The 15,479-nt window shown below is 71.8% G+C and carries 14 protein-coding genes and 1 tRNA gene; 6 read left to right on the top strand and 9 right to left on the bottom strand.

The features are described from left to right. Positions 1-68: 68 nt before the first annotated feature. Together ACIPXM_RS17045 and ACIPXM_RS17040 are read left to right on the top strand one after the other, a co-directional pair. Positions 69-563, top strand: a complete 495-nt coding sequence (locus tag ACIPXM_RS17045) for a GNAT family N-acetyltransferase (RefSeq protein ID WP_401655865.1) — start codon at positions 69-71, stop codon at positions 561-563. Between the two features lie 134 nt (positions 564-697). Next, entirely contained in the window at positions 698-1,720 is a 1,023-nt protein-coding gene (locus ACIPXM_RS17040) for a trypsin-like serine peptidase (RefSeq protein WP_401655863.1), read from the top strand. 63 nt (positions 1,721-1,783) lie between these two features. Here ACIPXM_RS17040 and ACIPXM_RS17035 read toward each other — a convergent pair whose 3' ends face one another. Beyond that, entirely contained in the window at positions 1,784-2,167 is a 384-nt protein-coding gene (locus ACIPXM_RS17035; RefSeq protein WP_401655860.1) for a DoxX family protein, read from the bottom strand. A 56-nt stretch (positions 2,168-2,223) separates the two neighbouring features. Here ACIPXM_RS17035 and ACIPXM_RS17030 point away from each other — a divergent pair, with 56 nt between their 5' ends. Beyond that, on the top strand, positions 2,224-3,108 hold the full coding sequence (locus tag ACIPXM_RS17030; protein ID WP_401655858.1) for a LysR substrate-binding domain-containing protein: 885 nt from the start codon (positions 2,224-2,226) through the stop codon (positions 3,106-3,108). Positions 3,109-3,278: 170 nt separating this feature from the next. Further along, the gene (locus ACIPXM_RS17025; RefSeq protein WP_401655856.1) at positions 3,279-3,980 is read left to right on the top strand and encodes a hypothetical protein; all 702 of its coding nucleotides are present in this window, start codon (positions 3,279-3,281) and stop codon (positions 3,978-3,980) included. Positions 3,981-4,069: 89 nt separating this feature from the next. Here the strand turns inward: ACIPXM_RS17025 and ACIPXM_RS17020 are convergent. From ACIPXM_RS17020 to galU, 7 genes are all read right to left on the bottom strand, one after another. Next, positions 4,070-4,143 (bottom strand) — tRNA-Ala (locus ACIPXM_RS17020). A gap of 108 nt (positions 4,144-4,251) precedes the next feature. Further along, positions 4,252-5,412 (bottom strand): gephyrin-like molybdotransferase receptor GlpR, encoded by a 1,161-nt coding sequence (gene glpR, locus ACIPXM_RS17015; protein ID WP_401655854.1) that lies wholly within the window; start codon positions 5,410-5,412, stop codon positions 4,252-4,254. Between the two features lie 177 nt (positions 5,413-5,589). Further along, the gene (locus ACIPXM_RS17010; RefSeq protein ID WP_401655852.1) at positions 5,590-6,207 is read right to left on the bottom strand and encodes a GNAT family N-acetyltransferase; all 618 of its coding nucleotides are present in this window, start codon (positions 6,205-6,207) and stop codon (positions 5,590-5,592) included. Then, complete coding sequence (locus ACIPXM_RS17005) at positions 6,204-6,767, bottom strand: molybdenum cofactor biosynthesis protein B (RefSeq protein ID WP_401655850.1); 564 nt, start codon at positions 6,765-6,767, stop codon at positions 6,204-6,206. The genes ACIPXM_RS17010 and ACIPXM_RS17005 overlap by 4 nt, the downstream gene beginning before the upstream one ends. Continuing rightward, on the bottom strand, positions 6,764-7,249 hold the full coding sequence (gene moaC, locus ACIPXM_RS17000; RefSeq protein ID WP_401655848.1) for a cyclic pyranopterin monophosphate synthase MoaC: 486 nt from the start codon (positions 7,247-7,249) through the stop codon (positions 6,764-6,766). The genes ACIPXM_RS17005 and moaC overlap by 4 nt, the downstream gene beginning before the upstream one ends. Before the next feature lie 253 nt (positions 7,250-7,502). Further along, the gene (glp, locus tag ACIPXM_RS16995) at positions 7,503-8,933 is read right to left on the bottom strand and encodes a gephyrin-like molybdotransferase Glp (protein ID WP_401655846.1); all 1,431 of its coding nucleotides are present in this window, start codon (positions 8,931-8,933) and stop codon (positions 7,503-7,505) included. A gap of 4 nt (positions 8,934-8,937) precedes the next feature. Next, a complete protein-coding gene (gene galU, locus ACIPXM_RS16990) occupies positions 8,938-9,837 on the bottom strand; it encodes a UTP--glucose-1-phosphate uridylyltransferase GalU (protein ID WP_401655844.1) in 900 nt (299 codons plus the stop codon). Positions 9,838-10,082: 245 nt separating this feature from the next. Between galU and ACIPXM_RS16985 the strand changes: the two genes are divergently transcribed. Next, positions 10,083-10,646, top strand: coding sequence for a 5-formyltetrahydrofolate cyclo-ligase (locus tag ACIPXM_RS16985; protein ID WP_401655842.1), 564 nt, complete (start codon positions 10,083-10,085; stop codon positions 10,644-10,646). A 63-nt stretch (positions 10,647-10,709) separates the two neighbouring features. Here the strand turns inward: ACIPXM_RS16985 and ACIPXM_RS16980 are convergent, their stop codons facing one another. After that, a complete protein-coding gene (locus ACIPXM_RS16980; protein ID WP_401655840.1) occupies positions 10,710-13,439 on the bottom strand; it encodes a penicillin acylase family protein in 2,730 nt (909 codons plus the stop codon). Between the two features lie 272 nt (positions 13,440-13,711). Between ACIPXM_RS16980 and ACIPXM_RS16975 the strand changes: the two genes are divergently transcribed. Further along, positions 13,712-15,238: a potassium/proton antiporter gene (locus ACIPXM_RS16975; RefSeq protein WP_401655838.1), complete on the top strand. Its 1,527-nt coding sequence runs from the start codon at positions 13,712-13,714 to the stop codon at positions 15,236-15,238. Positions 15,239-15,479 lie beyond the last annotated feature (241 nt).

The following is a 15,479-nucleotide window of genomic DNA, read 5'->3' as shown; positions in this document are numbered from 1 at the left end:
CCCGGGAGAATACCGACACCTCGCGCCCCCACGCCTTCGGCGCATCGCATGGACGTACGATTTTGCGCATGGACATTCGCCCCACTCCTTTTGACCACCCGGACGCGGTGAAGCTCAACGACGCCGTACAGCTCGAATACGCCGTGCGGTACGGGGACGAGGACGGCGAGGACGGCGAGGGCGATCTCACACCGCTCAGCCCGTCGATGTTCGCGCCGCCGCAGGGCCTCTACCTGATCGCGTACGACGCCGAGGACCGGCCGGTCGCGACCGGCGGCTGGCGCACCCAGGACGAGAACGACGAGGGGTACGCGGACGGCGACGCCGAACTGAAGCGCATGTACGTGATCCCCGAGGCGCGCGGGCTCGGCCTGGCCCGCCGGATCCTGGCCCTCCTGGAGACGGACGCGCGGGCGGCCGGGCGAACCCGGATGGTCCTGGAGACCGGGGACGCGCAGCCGGAGGCGATCGCCCTGTACGAGTCGAGCGGCTACGAGGCGTGCGCGAAGTTCGGCTACTACCGGGACTACCCGAGCAGCCGCTGCTACGCGAAGCAGCTGTAGTCCGGGCCCGCAAGAGCCCGTCAACGAGATCCGCAGGAGATCCGTGACGGAATGGCCGTGACGCGCCCCTGACAAGTCCGCCACGCTCTGGGACGCTGCCCACGCACGTCGACCCTCGACAGAAGGAGACCTGCGTGTCACGCCACCACCGCTCGGCCCTCGCCACCGTCCTCACCACCGGCCTCGCCGCCGCGCTCCTGGGCGGCGGACTCGCCGCCTCGGGAAGCGCCCAGGCGGCGGGCAACACCGGCCATTCGTTCAGCGTCGGCGCCCAGCGCGCGGCGACCGGTTTCTGGACGCCGGAACGGATGCGTACGGCCACTCCGCTGGACCTCACGGCCGACCCGGACGCGTTACGGACCACGGCCCCCGCCACGGTCCCACCCACCGCCGTCGGCGCCCCGACCACGATCGCGCCCACAGCGCCCACGGCGCCCGGCCACACATCCCCCGTGTCCGCGCTCTCCCCCGCCTCGTTCCCGCAGGCGGGCGGCCCGTGGACCGGCGGCGGGGCGGTGGTGAAGACCTCGGGGCGGGTGTTCTTCACCTTCCAGGGCCGCACCGCGTCCTGCTCCGGCAATGCCGTGACCAGCCAGAACGCCAGCACCGTCATCACCGCGGGCCATTGCGTGAAGTACCAGGGCGCCTGGCACACCAACTGGGTCTTCGTCCCGGCGTACGACAACGGCAACGCGCCCTACGGTCAGTGGACGGCCTCCCGGACGCTCACCACCCCGCAGTGGGAGGCGAGCGAGGAGATGAACTACGACGTGGGCGCGGCGGTCGTCGCGCCGCTGAACGGCCGGACGCTCACCTCGGTCACCGGCGCGCAGGGCCTGCAGTTCAACGGCGCGTACAACAAGCCGATGTACGCGTTCGGGTTCCCGGCGGCGGCCCCGTACGACGGGACCAGGCTCATCCACTGCTCCGGCAACTCGTCGAAGGACTTCCTGCTCACCCAGGACCACGGGCTGGGCTGCAACATGACCGGCGGGTCCAGCGGCGGTCCCTGGTTCAGCTCGTTCGACGAGGCGACGGGCGCGGGCCTGCAGTCGTCGGTGAACAGCTTCGGCTACACGTTCCTGCCGAACAGGATGTTCGGCCCCTACTTCGGGCCGGACGCCCAGGCCCTCTACAACAAGGCGCAGACGTCCTGACCTGGTCCTGGGATGGGGCTCACGTCTGTCTCACGACCGGCTCACGGCTGGTTCACGGCTGGCTCATAGCCACACGGCGGCGGCGAGCCAGCCGGTCACGGCGGTCGTTCCGATCAGGCCGATGTTGAGGCCGATCTTGCGGTCGCCGCCGGTCAGATGGGTGACGACGGCACCGATCTGCAGCACGAAGAGGCCGACCGCCGCGGCGAGCGCCAGCCAGGGCGCGACGCCGGTGGCGGGCGGCAGCAGCAGACCGAGCGCGCCCAGCACCTCCACCGTGCCGAGACCCCGGAGCGCGGGCAGCGGGATCCGGTCGACCCAGGCCATCATCGGGCGGAGCTGGTCGCGGTCGCGGGTGAGCTTCATGGCGCCCGCGTAGAGGTAGAAGAGGGCGAGCAGCCCGGCGAGTACCCAGTAGGCGATCACGGTGGCGGTGTTCATGGACATGCCGCAAGTGCACCGCCGGCGCCGGGCGGCTGTCCAAGACCTGTTCCGCACGGCCGATGCACGGTGGGTATCGTCGCAGCGTGGAGCTACGTACCCTGCGCTATTTAGTGGCGGTCGCCGAGGAACTCCATTTCGGCAGGGCCGCCCACCGACTGCACATGAGCCAGCCGGCGCTGAGCCGGGCGATCCGCCGCCTGGAGGCCGAGCTCGGCGCCCGGCTGCTCACCCGCTCCCCCGCCGGCGTGCTGCTCACCCCGGCGGGCGCGACGCTGCTCGACGAGGCGCGGGCGCTGCTCGACCGGGCCGACCTGATCCGTACCCGGGTGGGGGCGGCGGCGGGTCGCGCCACGCTGACCGTCGGCATCCTGGGCGACAGCACGGACCCGGGGACCACCCGGCTCGCGGCGGCGTTCGGCCGCGCCCACCCGGGCGTCGACATCCGGATCCGCGACACCGACCTCACCGACCCCACCTGCGGGCTGCGCGCGGGCCTGGTGGACGTCGCCCTGACCCGTGCGCCGTTCGACGAGACCGCCCTGACGGTACGTGAACTCCGCGCCGACCGGGTGGGGGTGGTCCTCCGCGCGGACGACCCGCTGGCCCGCCGCCCCCATCTCCGCCTCGCCGACCTGGCCGACCGCCGCTGGTTCCAGTTCCCGCCGGGCACCGACCCGCACTGGCAGTCCTACTGGAACGGCGGCGAGCCCCGCGAGGGCCCGGTGGTCCGCGTGGTCCAGGAGTGTCTGCAGGCCGTGCTGTGGACCGGCATCATCGGCCTCACCCCGCTCGGCCACGACCTCCCCGCCGACCTTGCCGTGGTCCCCCTCCTCGACCTCCCGCCGAGCCGCGTGGTCGCCGCCTGGAACGAGACCGACCCGAACCCCTTGATCCGCGCCTTCGTCGAGGCGGCGACAGCCGCGTACGCCCACGGGGCCCCGTGAACCCGTGAACCCCACGGCCGCTGGCCGCCCGCCCGTCCGTCCGTCCGCGCGGCACGCGCGCGCGTGGGGGAGGCAGGAGAGTCCCGTGCGGACACGGCCCGTGCCGGGTGTGAGCGTTCCGGGCTCCGGGCACGGGTCCGTTGTCAGTGGCAGGCGCTTCAATGACGTCCATGGCTGTTCACACGCTGGTGGCCTCACTGCCCGACCCCGACGTCCTGCTCGCCCGCTGCCGAGCCCTGGCACTGCTCGACACCATCCTCGACCCGCACGCTCCCACCCACACGTTCGCCTCCGACTGGCGCGAGGACGTCGGCCTGGCCCTCATGGACAACGGCTCCGGTGACCAGTACGCCGTCGTGTTCGATCCGGCCGGGATCTTCCTCTACGGGTTCGATCACGAGAGCACCGCCACCCCGTGGCGGGAGTCGCCCCGGGCGCACTGGCCCGGACTCCTCGACGGCCTGCCCGCGTCGCTCGCGCACTACGCGACAGCGCCGGAGTTCGAGTTCGACGGGTTCTTCGACGCGACGGTGTGTGCGTGGCGGGAGCAGGGAGCCACGTCCTGGCAGTGCGGCCCGGTCGAGTTCGCCGCCGACGAGTCGGACGGCGCGGACCACCTCTTCGAGCTCCTCACCGACGGCAGCACGGACGCGTACCTCAGCTTCGCCGAGGACTACTTCGAGCGCGCCATCGACCGCGACGCCGTGGCGGCGATCCTGACGCAGGCACCGCTGAACCGCCGGACGGTGGCCTCTCTGTCGCCCACGGCGGACTTCGCGAGGGTGGCGCGACAGGCCCGCGCGCTGGGTTACACCGTCCCGGACGCGGAGAGCGCGGATCCGGAAGGGCCGGAAAGGCTGGCGGGCCGGTAGGACTGGAGGGCCGGCAGCGTCGTGACGCTCACCTCAAAACGACGAAGATCCCGCCCGATCTTACGATCGGACGGGATCTTCTCTGTCTGTGGACCTGAGGGGATTCGAACCCCTGACCCCCTCGATGCGAACGAGGTGCGCTACCGGACTGCGCCACAGGCCCCTGCGACGTGTGAAACATTAGCATCCCGATCGCCGTCCGACGAAATTCACTCCCTCGCAGGTCAGGTGCAGGCCGGACGCAGGTCAGTTGTGGGTCGGTCGCCCGGGGTCACTCGTTGGCCGCGCGCGGGCGGTCGTCGTCCGCGTACTGGTCGAACAGCGGAGTACGGCCGTGGTCGCGGCGCGAGCGCGGCGGGGTGGTGCGCTGGCGGGGGGCCGGGGCGGGGGCGGGGGCCGGGTCGGCCGCCGTGGAGGAGCGGGCCGAGCTCCAGGTCTCCGGGTCCGTGATGTCGACGCCGCCCGGCGCGCGCGGGGCGACCGGCGCGGTGACGTACGTGGGGAGCGGCACCGGCACCGGGTCCCAGCTGTCGCCGCGGACCGGGCCGCGCTCGCGCTGCTGGTCCACCCACTCCGCGTGGTCCGTCTGCTCGACGAGCGCCCGGCGGTCCGCCTCCTGCGGGGAGACGGCGGGCTCGGCGGCCGGGGCCGGGGCGGGCTCCGGTTCGGGCGTCGGGGCCGGGCGGCGGCTCTCGCGCAGCCGGGCCGCGGCGGCCTCGGCGTTGCGGCGGTCCATCACGTACACGAAGCGCCGCCGCTCCTGGACCCGCAGATAGACGATGTACCAGCTGAGCAGCAGCGCGGGGACGGCCGGCGCCCACAGGAAGCCGAGGCCGCCGACGGCCGCGACCACCGCACCGATGGTGAAGCCGACGAAGAGGAGCACCGTGGTGCGCCTGCGTCGGGCGAGGACCTTGCTGCGCCGGGCCCGCTCGGCCGCCGCACCGGACGTCCGCCGGGCGGCCTGGGCCCCGGCCGCGGGACCGGCGGCGGCCGCCTGGACCCGGGCGTGGGCCTGAGCCTGGTGCGGGGCCGGGGCGGAGGCCGCGGGCGAGACCTTGGCGGCGGCCTTCCGGCCCGCCTTCGAGCCCGCCTGCCCCTGCGCCTCGGGCGCCGGTTCCGGCATCTCGAGGCGCGCTTCCGTCCTGGTCGCGGGCGCGCTGAAGCCCCGGACGTCGACCGAGCTCAATTGCTCCGTCGCCACGTCCGGGTCCACGTCGGGCGCCGCGTCCGCCGCACGGTCCCGGTCCCGCAGCTCCTTGGCGTAACGGCGCTCCATGCCCGCCCGTCCGGACAGCAGCCGGATGGCGGTGCTGAAGCGTTCCGTCGGACGTGCCTCGTTCAGCTCGTCCTGCCTGCGGAGCCACATCGGCACCAAGTAGGCGGCCCAGGCCCCGACGATGACTGCGTAGATGAGGCCGCTGCTGCTCACGCCTCACACCGTAGAGGGGTTCGGGTGAGGGCATCGGCCAATTGGGCCGGTGTGTCGCACGATCTGGCTGATATCACTGAACTTTTTTGTGATTGTTCAGATCGATTGACGGTCAACTGGCGATTAAATTCGAACACTTATTGCATTCGCGCCTCTGTTCGTGGCGCCGACGAGGGGTCAGTGATGCTGACGGCGTCCCTGGTGCCAGCGGCGCAGCAGCCCCTCCGGCACCTCCTCCGCGGTCAGCGCGAAGACCAGATGGTCACGCCAGGCACCGTCGATGTGGAGGTAGCGCGGGCGCAGACCTTCCTCGCGGAATCCCAATTTCTCCACCACCCGCCGCGAGGGCGCGTTCTCCGGGCGAATGCAGACTTCCATCCGGTGCAGTCCGACCGAGCGGAAACAGTGGTCGACGGCGAGCGCGACCGCCGTCGGCATCACACCCCGTCCGGCCACGTCCCGGTCGACCCAATAACCGACATGGCCCGAGCACATCGAGCCCCAGGTGATTCCCGCGACGGTCAACTGTCCGACCAGCCGCCCCTGATACTCGATGACGAACGGCAGCATCCGGCCCGCGTTCGCCTCCGACCGCAGATGGCGCACCATCTGACGGTATGTGGGGCGCTGCGTCACCGGTCCGCCGGGACCCGGCGGCGGCACCGTCGCCTCCCAGGGGCGCAGCCAGTCCCGGTTGCGCCGGTTCACCTCGCGCCAGGCCCGTTGGTCGCGCATCTTTATCGGGCGGAGCAGGACATCGCCGTCCACCAGGACCACGGGCCAGGACGGGATCATGACTCCGGGCCCGTTTCCGTCGCGGGTCTCGGGTGGTCACCGCCGCGGATCTGGTCCACGGCGTGGATCAGCAGCGGTTCCAGGACGGCGAGCCCGTCCCGTACGCCGCCCGTCGAACCGGGCAGGTTGACGATCAGCGTGTTCCGGGCGACCCCGGCGAGCCCGCGCGAGAGCGCGGCCGTGGGCACCTTGTCCCGGCCGTACGCCCGGATCGCCTCCGCGATGCCCGGGATCTCCCGGTCGAGCAGCGGCCGGGTGGCCTCGGGGGTCGCGTCGGTGGGCGAGATGCCCGTACCGCCGGTGGTCACGATCACGTCGTAACCGGCGTCGATCCCGGCGCGCAGCGCCGCCTCGACCGGCGCGCCGTCCGGCACCACCTGCGGTCCGTCCACGGCGAAGCCGAAGCCCCGCAGCGTCTCGGCGATCAGCGGGCCGCCCTTGTCCTCGTAGACCCCGGCGGCCGCCCGGTTGGAGGCGGTGACGACGAGCGCGGCGTACGGGGCGAGCAGCGCGCCGCCGTTCCCGTTCCCGTTCGCGTTCGCGTTCTCCGTGCCGGTCATGCCTCGTCCCGCGTCCAGTGCCCGGACTTGCCGCCGGTCTTCTCCTCGACCCGTACGTCCGAGATGACGGCTCCCTTGTCGACGGCCTTCACCATGTCGACGACGGTCAGGGCCGCCACCGACACGGCCGTCAGGGCCTCCATCTCCACGCCCGTGCGGTCCGTGGTCTTCACCGTCGCCAGGATCTCCACCGCGTCGTCGGTGACCTTCAGGTCCAGGGTGACGCCGGAGACGGCCAGCGGGTGGCAGAGCGGGATCAGCTCGGGCGTCTTCTTCGCGCCCATGATCCCGGCGATGCGGGCGGTGGCGAGCGCGTCGCCCTTCGGGACGCCCTCGCCGCGCAGCAGTTCGATCACGCGCGGTGCCACGAGGACCCGTCCGCTGGCCCGCGCGGTACGGGCGGTGACGTCCTTCGCGGAGACGTCGACCATCCGGGCCGCCCCGGCCTCGTCGATGTGGGTGAGTCCTTGCTGCGTGCTCATGGCGGTGACACTCCCGGTCGCTGTGTGGGACGACACGGTACCCCCACCGGGGCCGGTCCGCCGGAACGGGCCCGGCAGCCGGTCACCCGCCGCCGGAACCGGTCACCGGCGCCCCGGAAAAGGACCGGTGGGCACCCGGGAACCGACCACCCGTTCGCCGGGTCCGGGGGCCGGGAACGGTCGGCCGCCGGTCACCTCACCCGATCGACGGCCCGGCCATCGACCGCCGGACCGTCGGCCGCCCGGCCGTCGGTCAGCCGAGCAGGAGCACCGACAGCTCGGTGCCGGGCTCGACCGCCGTCACCTCCTCCGGTACGACGAGGAGCGCGTCCGCGTGCGCGAGCGCCGCGATCAGATGGGAACCGGCACCGCCCACGGGCGCGACGGTGCCCGACACCGCGTCGTACCGGCCACGCAGGAACTGGCGGCGTCCGGCGGGCGAGGACAGCGCCCGGTCGGCCTTCAGGACCGCGCGCACCTCGGGCCGCTGGGCGTCCGGCCGGTCGGCGAGGCCCATCAGGGCCCGGATCGCGGGCCGTACGAACAGCTCGAAGGAGACGTACGAGGAGACCGGGTTGCCCGGCAGTGCGAGCAGCGGGGTGTGGTCGGGGCCGATCATGCCGAAGCCCTGGGGCTTGCCCGGCTGCATGGCGAGCTTGCGGAAGTCGACCTCGCCGTCCGCCGTGAGGGCTTCCTTGACCACGTCGTACGCGCCGACGCTGACGCCGCCGGTGGTGACGATCAGGTCGGCCCTGATCAGCTGGTCCTCGATGGCGGAGCGCAGCGACTCGGCGTCGTCGGCGACCGCGCCGACCCGGTAGGCGAGGGCTCCGGCGTCGCGGGCGGCGGCGGCGAGCGCGAAGCTGTTGGAGTCGTAGATCTGGCCCTCGCCCAGGGGCTCTCCGGGCTGGGTCAGCTCGCTGCCGGTGGAGATCACGACCACGCGCGGGCGGGGGCGCACCCGCACGGTGCCGCGGCCGATGGCGGCGAGCAGGCCGATCTGCGGCGGGCCGAGGACGGTCCCGGCGGCGAGGGCCAGCTCGCCCGCCGTGACGTCGCTGCCGCGCGCGCGGACATGGGCGCGGGCCTCGGCCGGGCGGTGCACCCGGACCTCGCCCTCGGCGCCCTCGGGGGCGGCGCTCGCGGGGCGCATGGTGCCGGCCGCGCCCTCCTCCCCCGTGCCGCCGTCGGTCCACTCGACCGGGACGACGGCCTCGGCGCCGGGCGGCAGCGGGGCGCCGGTCATGATCCGGGCGGCCTGGCCGGGGCCGACCTCGGGCAGCCCGCCCGCGCCCGCGGCGACGTCGCCGATCACGGTCAGGACGGCGGGGAACTCCTCGCTCGCCCCGGCCACGTCGGCGACCCGCACCGCGTACCCGTCCATGGAGCTGTTGTCGAAGGGCGGCAGCGCGACCGGCACCGTGACGTCCTCGACGAGGACGCAGCCCTGGGCGTCGAGCAGCTGCAGCTCGATGGGTTCGAGCGGGGCGACCGCCGCCAGGACGTCGGACAGGTGCTCGTCGACGGACCACAGGCCCTTGGCCGGGCCCGAACAGGCGTCGGCACGGGCGTCTTCGGTGCCGTGGCCCTGGCCGTGGCCGGAGTCATGGCCGGAGTCGTGGGCGTGACCCTGGCCGTCGCCATGGCCGTGGCCGGGGTCCGACGGAGCCGTGCTGCTGCTCAAGGTGCTACATCTCCTCGTTGACGTAACTGCGGAGCCAGGACCGGAAGTCCGGCCCCAGATCATCACGTTCGCACGCCAGTCTGACAATGGCACGCAGATAGTCACCGCGGTCGCCGGTGTCGTAGCGGCGCCCCTTGAACACCACGCCGTGCACCGGGCCGCCGACCCGCTCGTCCTGGACGAGCTTCTGCAGCGCGTCGGTCAGCTGGATCTCGCCGCCGCGGCCCGGCTCGGTCTCGCGGAGTATGGCGAAGACGGCGGGGTCGAGGACGTAGCGGCCGATGATGGCGAGGTTGCTGGGGGCCTCGGCGGCCTCCGGCTTCTCCACCAGGCCGCCCACCTTCACGACGTCCGACTCGTCGGTCGGGCCGACCGCGGCGCAGCCGTAGAGGTGGATCTGCGAGGGTTCGACCTCCATCAGCGCGATCACGCTGCCGCCGAACCGCTCGCGGACCTCGATCATCCGGGCGAGCAGCGGGTCGCGGGGGTCGATCAGGTCGTCGCCGAGGAGGACGGCGAACGGCTGGTCGCCGACGTGCGGGGCGGCGCAGAGGACGGCGTGGCCGAGGCCGCGCGGGTCGCCCTGGCGCACGTAGTGCATGGTGGCGAGGTCGCTGGGCTCCTGGACCTTGGCGAGCCGTTCGCCGTCGCCCTTGCGGACGAGGGCTTCCTCCAGCTCGTAGTTCCGGTCGAAGTGGTCCTCAAGAGGACGCTTGTTGCGTCCGGTGATCATGAGGACGTCGGACAGGCCGGCGGCGACCGCCTCTTCCACGACGTACTGGATGGCCGGCTTGTCGACGACCGGCAGCATCTCCTTGGGCGTCGCCTTGGTCGCCGGGAGGAACCGGGTGCCGAGACCGGCGACCGGGATGACAGCCTTGGTGAGGGACGGCGTCTGAGTCATGCGGAGCACCCTAGCCGTTCGGTATGGGCCGAATATGAGAGAAAGCTGCGAAAAAGCCATGAGAATGGCGGGGTCCGCGCGGGCGTGCGCTCGGGCGCGTGCCTCGTCGACGGTGCCTCAGCAGCGCCTCGGCTCCGCGCCGCCGTCGTGCCGCCTTCGCGCCCGTGCCGCCACCGCCCGACACAAGGGGAATACGAGTCGCCGTGAGCATCGAACCTGGTCCGGAAACGTCTGAAAAGGCGCCGTTGCGCAAGGCGTTGCTCGCCGCCCGCGCCGCGCTCGGTGCCGACGAGCGGGTGCGGGCCGCCGAGGCGCTGGCCGACTCCGCGCGCGAACTGCCGGAGCTGGCGCGGGCGGACACGGTCGCCGCGTATGTCTCGGTGGGGAGCGAGCCGGGCACCCGCGCGCTCCTCGACGCGCTGCGCGCGCGGGGCGTGCGGGTCCTGCTGCCGGTGCTGCTGCCGGACAACGACCTGGACTGGGCGCCGTACGAGGGTGCCGAGCGGCTGGCGAAGGCGGGCCGCGGACTGCTCGAACCGGTCGGGGAACGGCTCGGCCCTGACGCCGTGACCACGGCGGACGCGGTGCTGCTGCCCGGGCTCGCGGTCGACGCGCGCGGCATGCGGCTCGGGCGGGGCGGCGGGTCGTACGACCGGGTGCTCGCCCGGCTGGCGCGCGCCGGGGCGCGGCCCGCGCTGGTGGTGCTCCTGTACGCGAACGAGGTGGTCGCGCGGGTCCCGGAGGAGCCGCACGACCACCCCGTGCACGCGGTGGTGACCCCGGAGGGGGTCAGGCGCTTCGCGCCCTGAGGGAACCGGCCCCGGCCCCTTGTCAACGGGGGCCAGGGTCCCGGAGGCCCCGGGGCGGTTCTTCTAGGGCTCCAGCTTCAGGGTGTCCTTGGTGTTGGCCTCCACGGCACCCTGCCCGTAGGCCCAGTCGAGCAGTTCGCCCTTGGCCCACTTGTCCGTCTGGTCGGTGTAGTGGGCGTTGTAGGCGTGGCCGGAGGCGCCGCTGAGGTTGATCCAGCGGGACTTGTCCCAGTCGCCGACGTTGACCACCATCCGCATGGACGGGACCCAGATGACCTCGTAGCCGCCCGCGGCGTTCCAGCCGGTGGCGTCGACGGCCGCCTCGCCGCCGCCCAGGTTCCACGGGCCGCGGTTGAGCAGCGACTGCACGAAGCCGGGGCCCGCGGTGCCGAGGGTCTGGTTCTTCAGGGTCAGCTGGTGCAGCCGGCCCCAGCTCCAGGTGGAGACGTCCTTGCCGAGCTTGGCGGTCAGCTCCCAGCGGGCATCCTTCATGGCCTGGGCGAGCAGCTGGTCGCGGGTCTCGGTGGCGGGGTTCAGCCGGTCGCCCGGGGTGGTCCACCAGGCGCTCTTCTCCTGCTTGAGGAGCGGGCGGACCACCTCGTACCAGCGGTCGCCGCCGTCCGGCTGCGCGGTGTCGGCGTCGCGCTCGCCGCACTCGGGGACCAGCTTGTTCTGCTCGTCGACCGGGCCGGTGGTGTCGCTCACGCGCACGTTGATGCAGTCGCCCTCGACACGCAGTTCCTTGGGCAGCTTGTTGCCGAAGGCGAGCTTGAGGAGGTTGCGCCAGACCGCGTTGAAGTACGCGGCGGCGGCCGAGTCCGACTCCTGGGTGTAGTCCCAGCCCTCGAGGAGCTTCTGGGCCTCGCGGACCTGCGGGTCGGAGATGTCGATCTTCAGCAGGAGCGGGTTGAGCAGGGTCGCGATCTCGCTGCGGTTGTCCATCTGCATGGTCTGCATGTCGTCCGGCGAGATCTTGCCGCCGTCCTTGGTCTTCGACTCGATGAGGTCGTTGATCCGCTGGCTGCGCGAGCCGTAGCCCCAGTCCTTGGTGAGCAGGTAGGGGTACTTCTTCTCGTCGACGACGGCCTGGTTGGCGGTCACGATGTAGCCGCGCGCCGGGTCGTACTCGTACGGCAGCTCGTCGTAGGGGATGTAGCCCTTCCAGTCGTACGAGGAGTCCCAGCCGGGCGCGGGCAGGGTGCCGTCGTAGCCCTTGGCCTTGGTGCGGACCGGGATCTTGCCGGGTGCCTGGTAGCCGATGTGGCCCTTGGTGTCGGCGTAGATCAGGTTCTGCGAGGGGACCTCGAAGTCCTTGGCGGCGGCCCGGAAGGTGGTGAAGTCCTTGGCGCGGTTGAGCGCGAAGACGGCGTCCATGGACTTGCCGGGCTGGAGGGCGGTCCAGCGCAGCGCGACGCCGTAGCCGGTGCCGCGGTCGGGGGCGGCGTTGCCGACGGGGGCGGTCTGTCCGACCTTCTCCATCTCGGTGGAGCGGTCGGAGACCAGTGGGCCGTGTTCGGTGGAGCGGATGGTGATCTTGCGGTCGTTGTCCCCGGCGACCTTGATGATCTCGTCGCGGGTGATGAACGGCTTGGTCTTGCCGTCGACCTGGTAGCCGTCGGTGCCGATCTTCTCCAGGTAGAGGTCGGTCACGTCGGCGCCGAGGTTGGTGAAGCCCCAGGCGATGTCGTTGTTGTGGCCGATGATCACGCCGGGCATGCCGGAGAAGGTGTATCCGGCGACGTCGTAGCGGCAGGTCGCGGAGACCGTGCGGCAGTGCAGGCCCATCTGGTACCAGAGCGACGGCAGCATCGGCGCGAGGTGCGGGTCGTTCGCCAGGAGCGGCTTGCCGGAGGTCGTGTACTTGCCGGAGACGACCCAGGAGTTGGATCCGATGCCGTTGCCGTTGGGGCCGAGCATGGCGGGGATCTTGTCGAGGACGTCGGAGAGCCCGGCGAGCTGGGACTGGATGCCGTTGTCGGAGGACCCGCCGCCGGAGCTGCCGCCGTCACCGCCGCGCGGCTCGGCGTCGGGGTCGAACTTGCCGGTGATCTTGTCGACAGCGCCCTGCCCGACGATCGGCTGGTGCAGGTCGTACGGGTACCCCGGGTACAGGTCCTTGATCTGCGCGGCGCTCAGCCGGCTGGCCATCAGGGACCGGTCGATCTCGTCCTGCATGTTGCCGCGCAGGTCCCAGGCCATGGCCTTGAGCCAGGCGACCGAGTCGACCGGGGTCCACGGCTCGATGCTGTAGTCGCTGGTGAAGGCGAGGGCCGCGTACTCGACGGACACGTCGGACGCGTCCCGGCCCTTGAGGTACGCGTTGACGCCCTCGGAGTACGCCTGGAGGTTCTTCTTGGTCTCGGGCGTGAGGACCTTGTCGTACTCCTCCTGGGCCACCTTGCGCCAGCCCAGGGTCCGCAGGAAGGCGTCGGTGTCGACCTGGCTCTTGCCGAACATCTCGGAGAGGCGGCCGGCCGTCAGGTGGCGGCGGACGTCCATCTCGTAGAAGCGGTCCTGCGCCTGGACATAGCCCTGGGCGCGGAACAGGTCGGACTCGTTGTCGGCGTAGAGCTGCGGGACTCCGTAGGCGTCGCGCTTGACCTCGACGGGCGCGGACAGCGCGTCCAGCCGGAGCGTGCCGCTGGTCTGCGGGAACGAGGCCCGGACGGTGCTGACGCCCCAGTACCCCCCGTACCCGATGCCCGCGAGCAGCGCGAGGACCAGGACGAGGACGATCAGGCGGGCGCGCCGCCCCTTCTTCTTGGTGGGGGGCGCGGTCGTGTTGGAGGGCATCGCTGTCCTTCGAGGGGCAGGGTGGTCCTGGAGTACGGGAGCAACCTTAGGCGCAGCGCCCGGAGGGCCCGGACGCGGAGTCAGGAAGAGCACCGTTCCTATACGTACTGATGTGCGATGTAACACCAAGGAGGCGTCAAGGATGCGTTAAAGATTAGGTAAGGTAACGAAGTAACGGTGTCGGAGGAACGATCCGGCGACCCGTACGCGAGGGGAAGGAACGGCCACTGACTGTCCACCAGCTCAACGAACTCCTGCTCATCTGCTCGCTCGTGCTGCTCATCGCTGTCGCGGCGGTGCGGATCTCGTCCCGGAGCGGGCTCCCCAGCCTGTTGCTCTACCTCGGGATCGGGATCGCCATCGGGCAGGACGGCATCGGCAACGTCCAGTTCGACAACGCCGAACTCACCCAGGTGATCGGCTATGCCGCTCTGGTGGTGATCCTGGCCGAGGGCGGCCTGGGCACCAAGTGGAAGGAGATCGAACCCGCGTTGCCTGCGGCGGTCGCACTGTCGACCGTCGGCGTCGCGGTGAGCGTGGGCATCACGGCCTCGGCCGCGCACTACCTGGTCGGCCTGGAATGGCAGCAGGCCCTCATCATCGGCGCCGTCGTGTCCTCCACCGACGCCGCCGCCGTCTTCTCCGTACTGCGCAGGGTGCCGCTGCCGTCCCGGGTGACCGGTGTCCTCGAAGCCGAGTCCGGCTTCAACGACGCCCCCGTCGTCATCCTGGTCGTCGCCTTCTCCACCGCGGGCCCGGTCGACGCCTGGTACGTACTGGTCGGCAAGATCGGCCTCGAACTCGCCATCGGCGCCGCCGTCGGACTCGCCGTCGGTTTCGCCGGCGCCTACGGACTGCGCCACATCGCGCTGCCCGCCTCCGGCCTCTACCCGATCGCCGTCATGGCCATCGCCGTCGTCGCCTACGCCGCCGGCGCCATGGCCCACGGCTCCGGCTTCCTCGCCGTCTACCTCGCCTCGATGGTCCTCGGCAACGCCAAGCTGCCACACGCCCCGGCCAACCGGGGCTTCGCCGAGGGCCTCGGCTGGATCGCCCAGATCGGCATGTTCGTCCTGCTCGGCCTGCTGGTCACCCCCCATGAGCTGGTGAACGACTTCTGGCCCGCCGTCATCATCGGCCTGGTCCTCACCGTGGTCGCGCGCCCCATGGAGGTCCTGGTCAGCCTCCTTCCGTTCCGCATCCCCTGGCAGGAGCAGGCCCTCATGTCCTGGGCCGGCCTGCGCGGCGCCGTGCCCATCATCCTGGCCACCATCCCGATGGTGTCCGGGATCGAGGGCAGCGAGCGGATCTTCAACATCGTCTTCGTGCTGGTCGTCGTCTACACCCTGGTGCAGGGCCCGACCCTGCCCTGGCTCGCCAAGGCCCTGAAGCTCGGCGACCAGGGCGAGGCAGCCGACCTCGGCGTCGAGTCCGCCCCGCTGGAGCGGCTGCGCGGCCACCTGCTCTCCGTCGCCATCCCGGAGAGCTCCAAGATGCACGGCGTCGAGGTCGCCGAGCTCCGCCTGCCCGCGGGCGCCGCCGTCACCCTGGTCGTCCGCGAGGACAAGAGCTTCGTCCCCGGCCCCGCCACCGTGCTGCGCCGCGGCGACGAACTCCTCGTCGTCGCCACCGACCCGGTCAGGGACGCCGCCGAGCGCCGCCTCAGGGCGGTCGGCCAGGGCGGCAAGCTGGCCGGCTGGCTGGGCACGGGCGGCGCCACGGCGGTCAGCACCGCCGACCACGGCCCGACCGCCATGCGACGCCCGTTCCGGAGGCCACCCAGGCGAACCTCCGGTTAATCCCAGGCATTAATTCGGGCCCCAGGGCGTTTTCCCAGGCGGGAAGACGCCCTTCCCTGTACCATGAAGGAACACAAGATCGAACCAACTCTGCCTGACGCAGAGCTGGCGCGACCGTATGGCGGCCGCGGAACCTCGCAGTGGGTCCCGGTATCTACCGCAGTTCCGCGCAAGAGGACAGCTCTCGGCGTTGCCCGCACCACCTTGCCCGGGCCCGCTACCAGGCGGCAGAAAGGCATGG

Origin of the sequence: Streptomyces sp. NPDC090025, assembly GCF_044748125.1 — a bacterium.
In the GTDB taxonomy this organism is placed as follows: Bacteria; Actinomycetota; Actinomycetes; order Streptomycetales; family Streptomycetaceae; genus Streptomyces.
This window is presented reverse-complemented; position numbering and strand designations above follow the sequence as displayed.

What these genes read in the sequence shown, in the direction of transcription:
- ACIPXM_RS17045 (WP_401655865.1), top strand. Translation starts at nt 69, where the DNA reads ATGGACATTCGCCCCACTCCTTTTGACCACCCGGACGCGGTGAAGCTC.
- ACIPXM_RS17035 (WP_401655860.1), bottom strand. Translation starts at nt 2,167, where the DNA reads ATGTCCATGAACACCGCCACCGTGATCGCCTACTGGGTACTCGCCGGG.
- ACIPXM_RS17030 (WP_401655858.1), top strand. Translation starts at nt 2,224, where the DNA reads ATGCACGGTGGGTATCGTCGCAGCGTGGAGCTACGTACCCTGCGCTAT.
- ACIPXM_RS17025 (WP_401655856.1), top strand. Translation starts at nt 3,279, where the DNA reads ATGGCTGTTCACACGCTGGTGGCCTCACTGCCCGACCCCGACGTCCTG.
- ACIPXM_RS17010 (WP_401655852.1), bottom strand. Translation starts at nt 6,207, where the DNA reads ATGATCCCGTCCTGGCCCGTGGTCCTGGTGGACGGCGATGTCCTGCTC.
- ACIPXM_RS17005 (WP_401655850.1), bottom strand. Translation starts at nt 6,767, where the DNA reads ATGACCGGCACGGAGAACGCGAACGCGAACGGGAACGGGAACGGCGGC.
- moaC (WP_401655848.1), bottom strand. Translation starts at nt 7,249, where the DNA reads ATGAGCACGCAGCAAGGACTCACCCACATCGACGAGGCCGGGGCGGCC.
- galU (WP_401655844.1), bottom strand. Translation starts at nt 9,837, where the DNA reads ATGACTCAGACGCCGTCCCTCACCAAGGCTGTCATCCCGGTCGCCGGT.
- ACIPXM_RS16980 (WP_401655840.1), bottom strand. Translation starts at nt 13,439, where the DNA reads ATGCCCTCCAACACGACCGCGCCCCCCACCAAGAAGAAGGGGCGGCGC.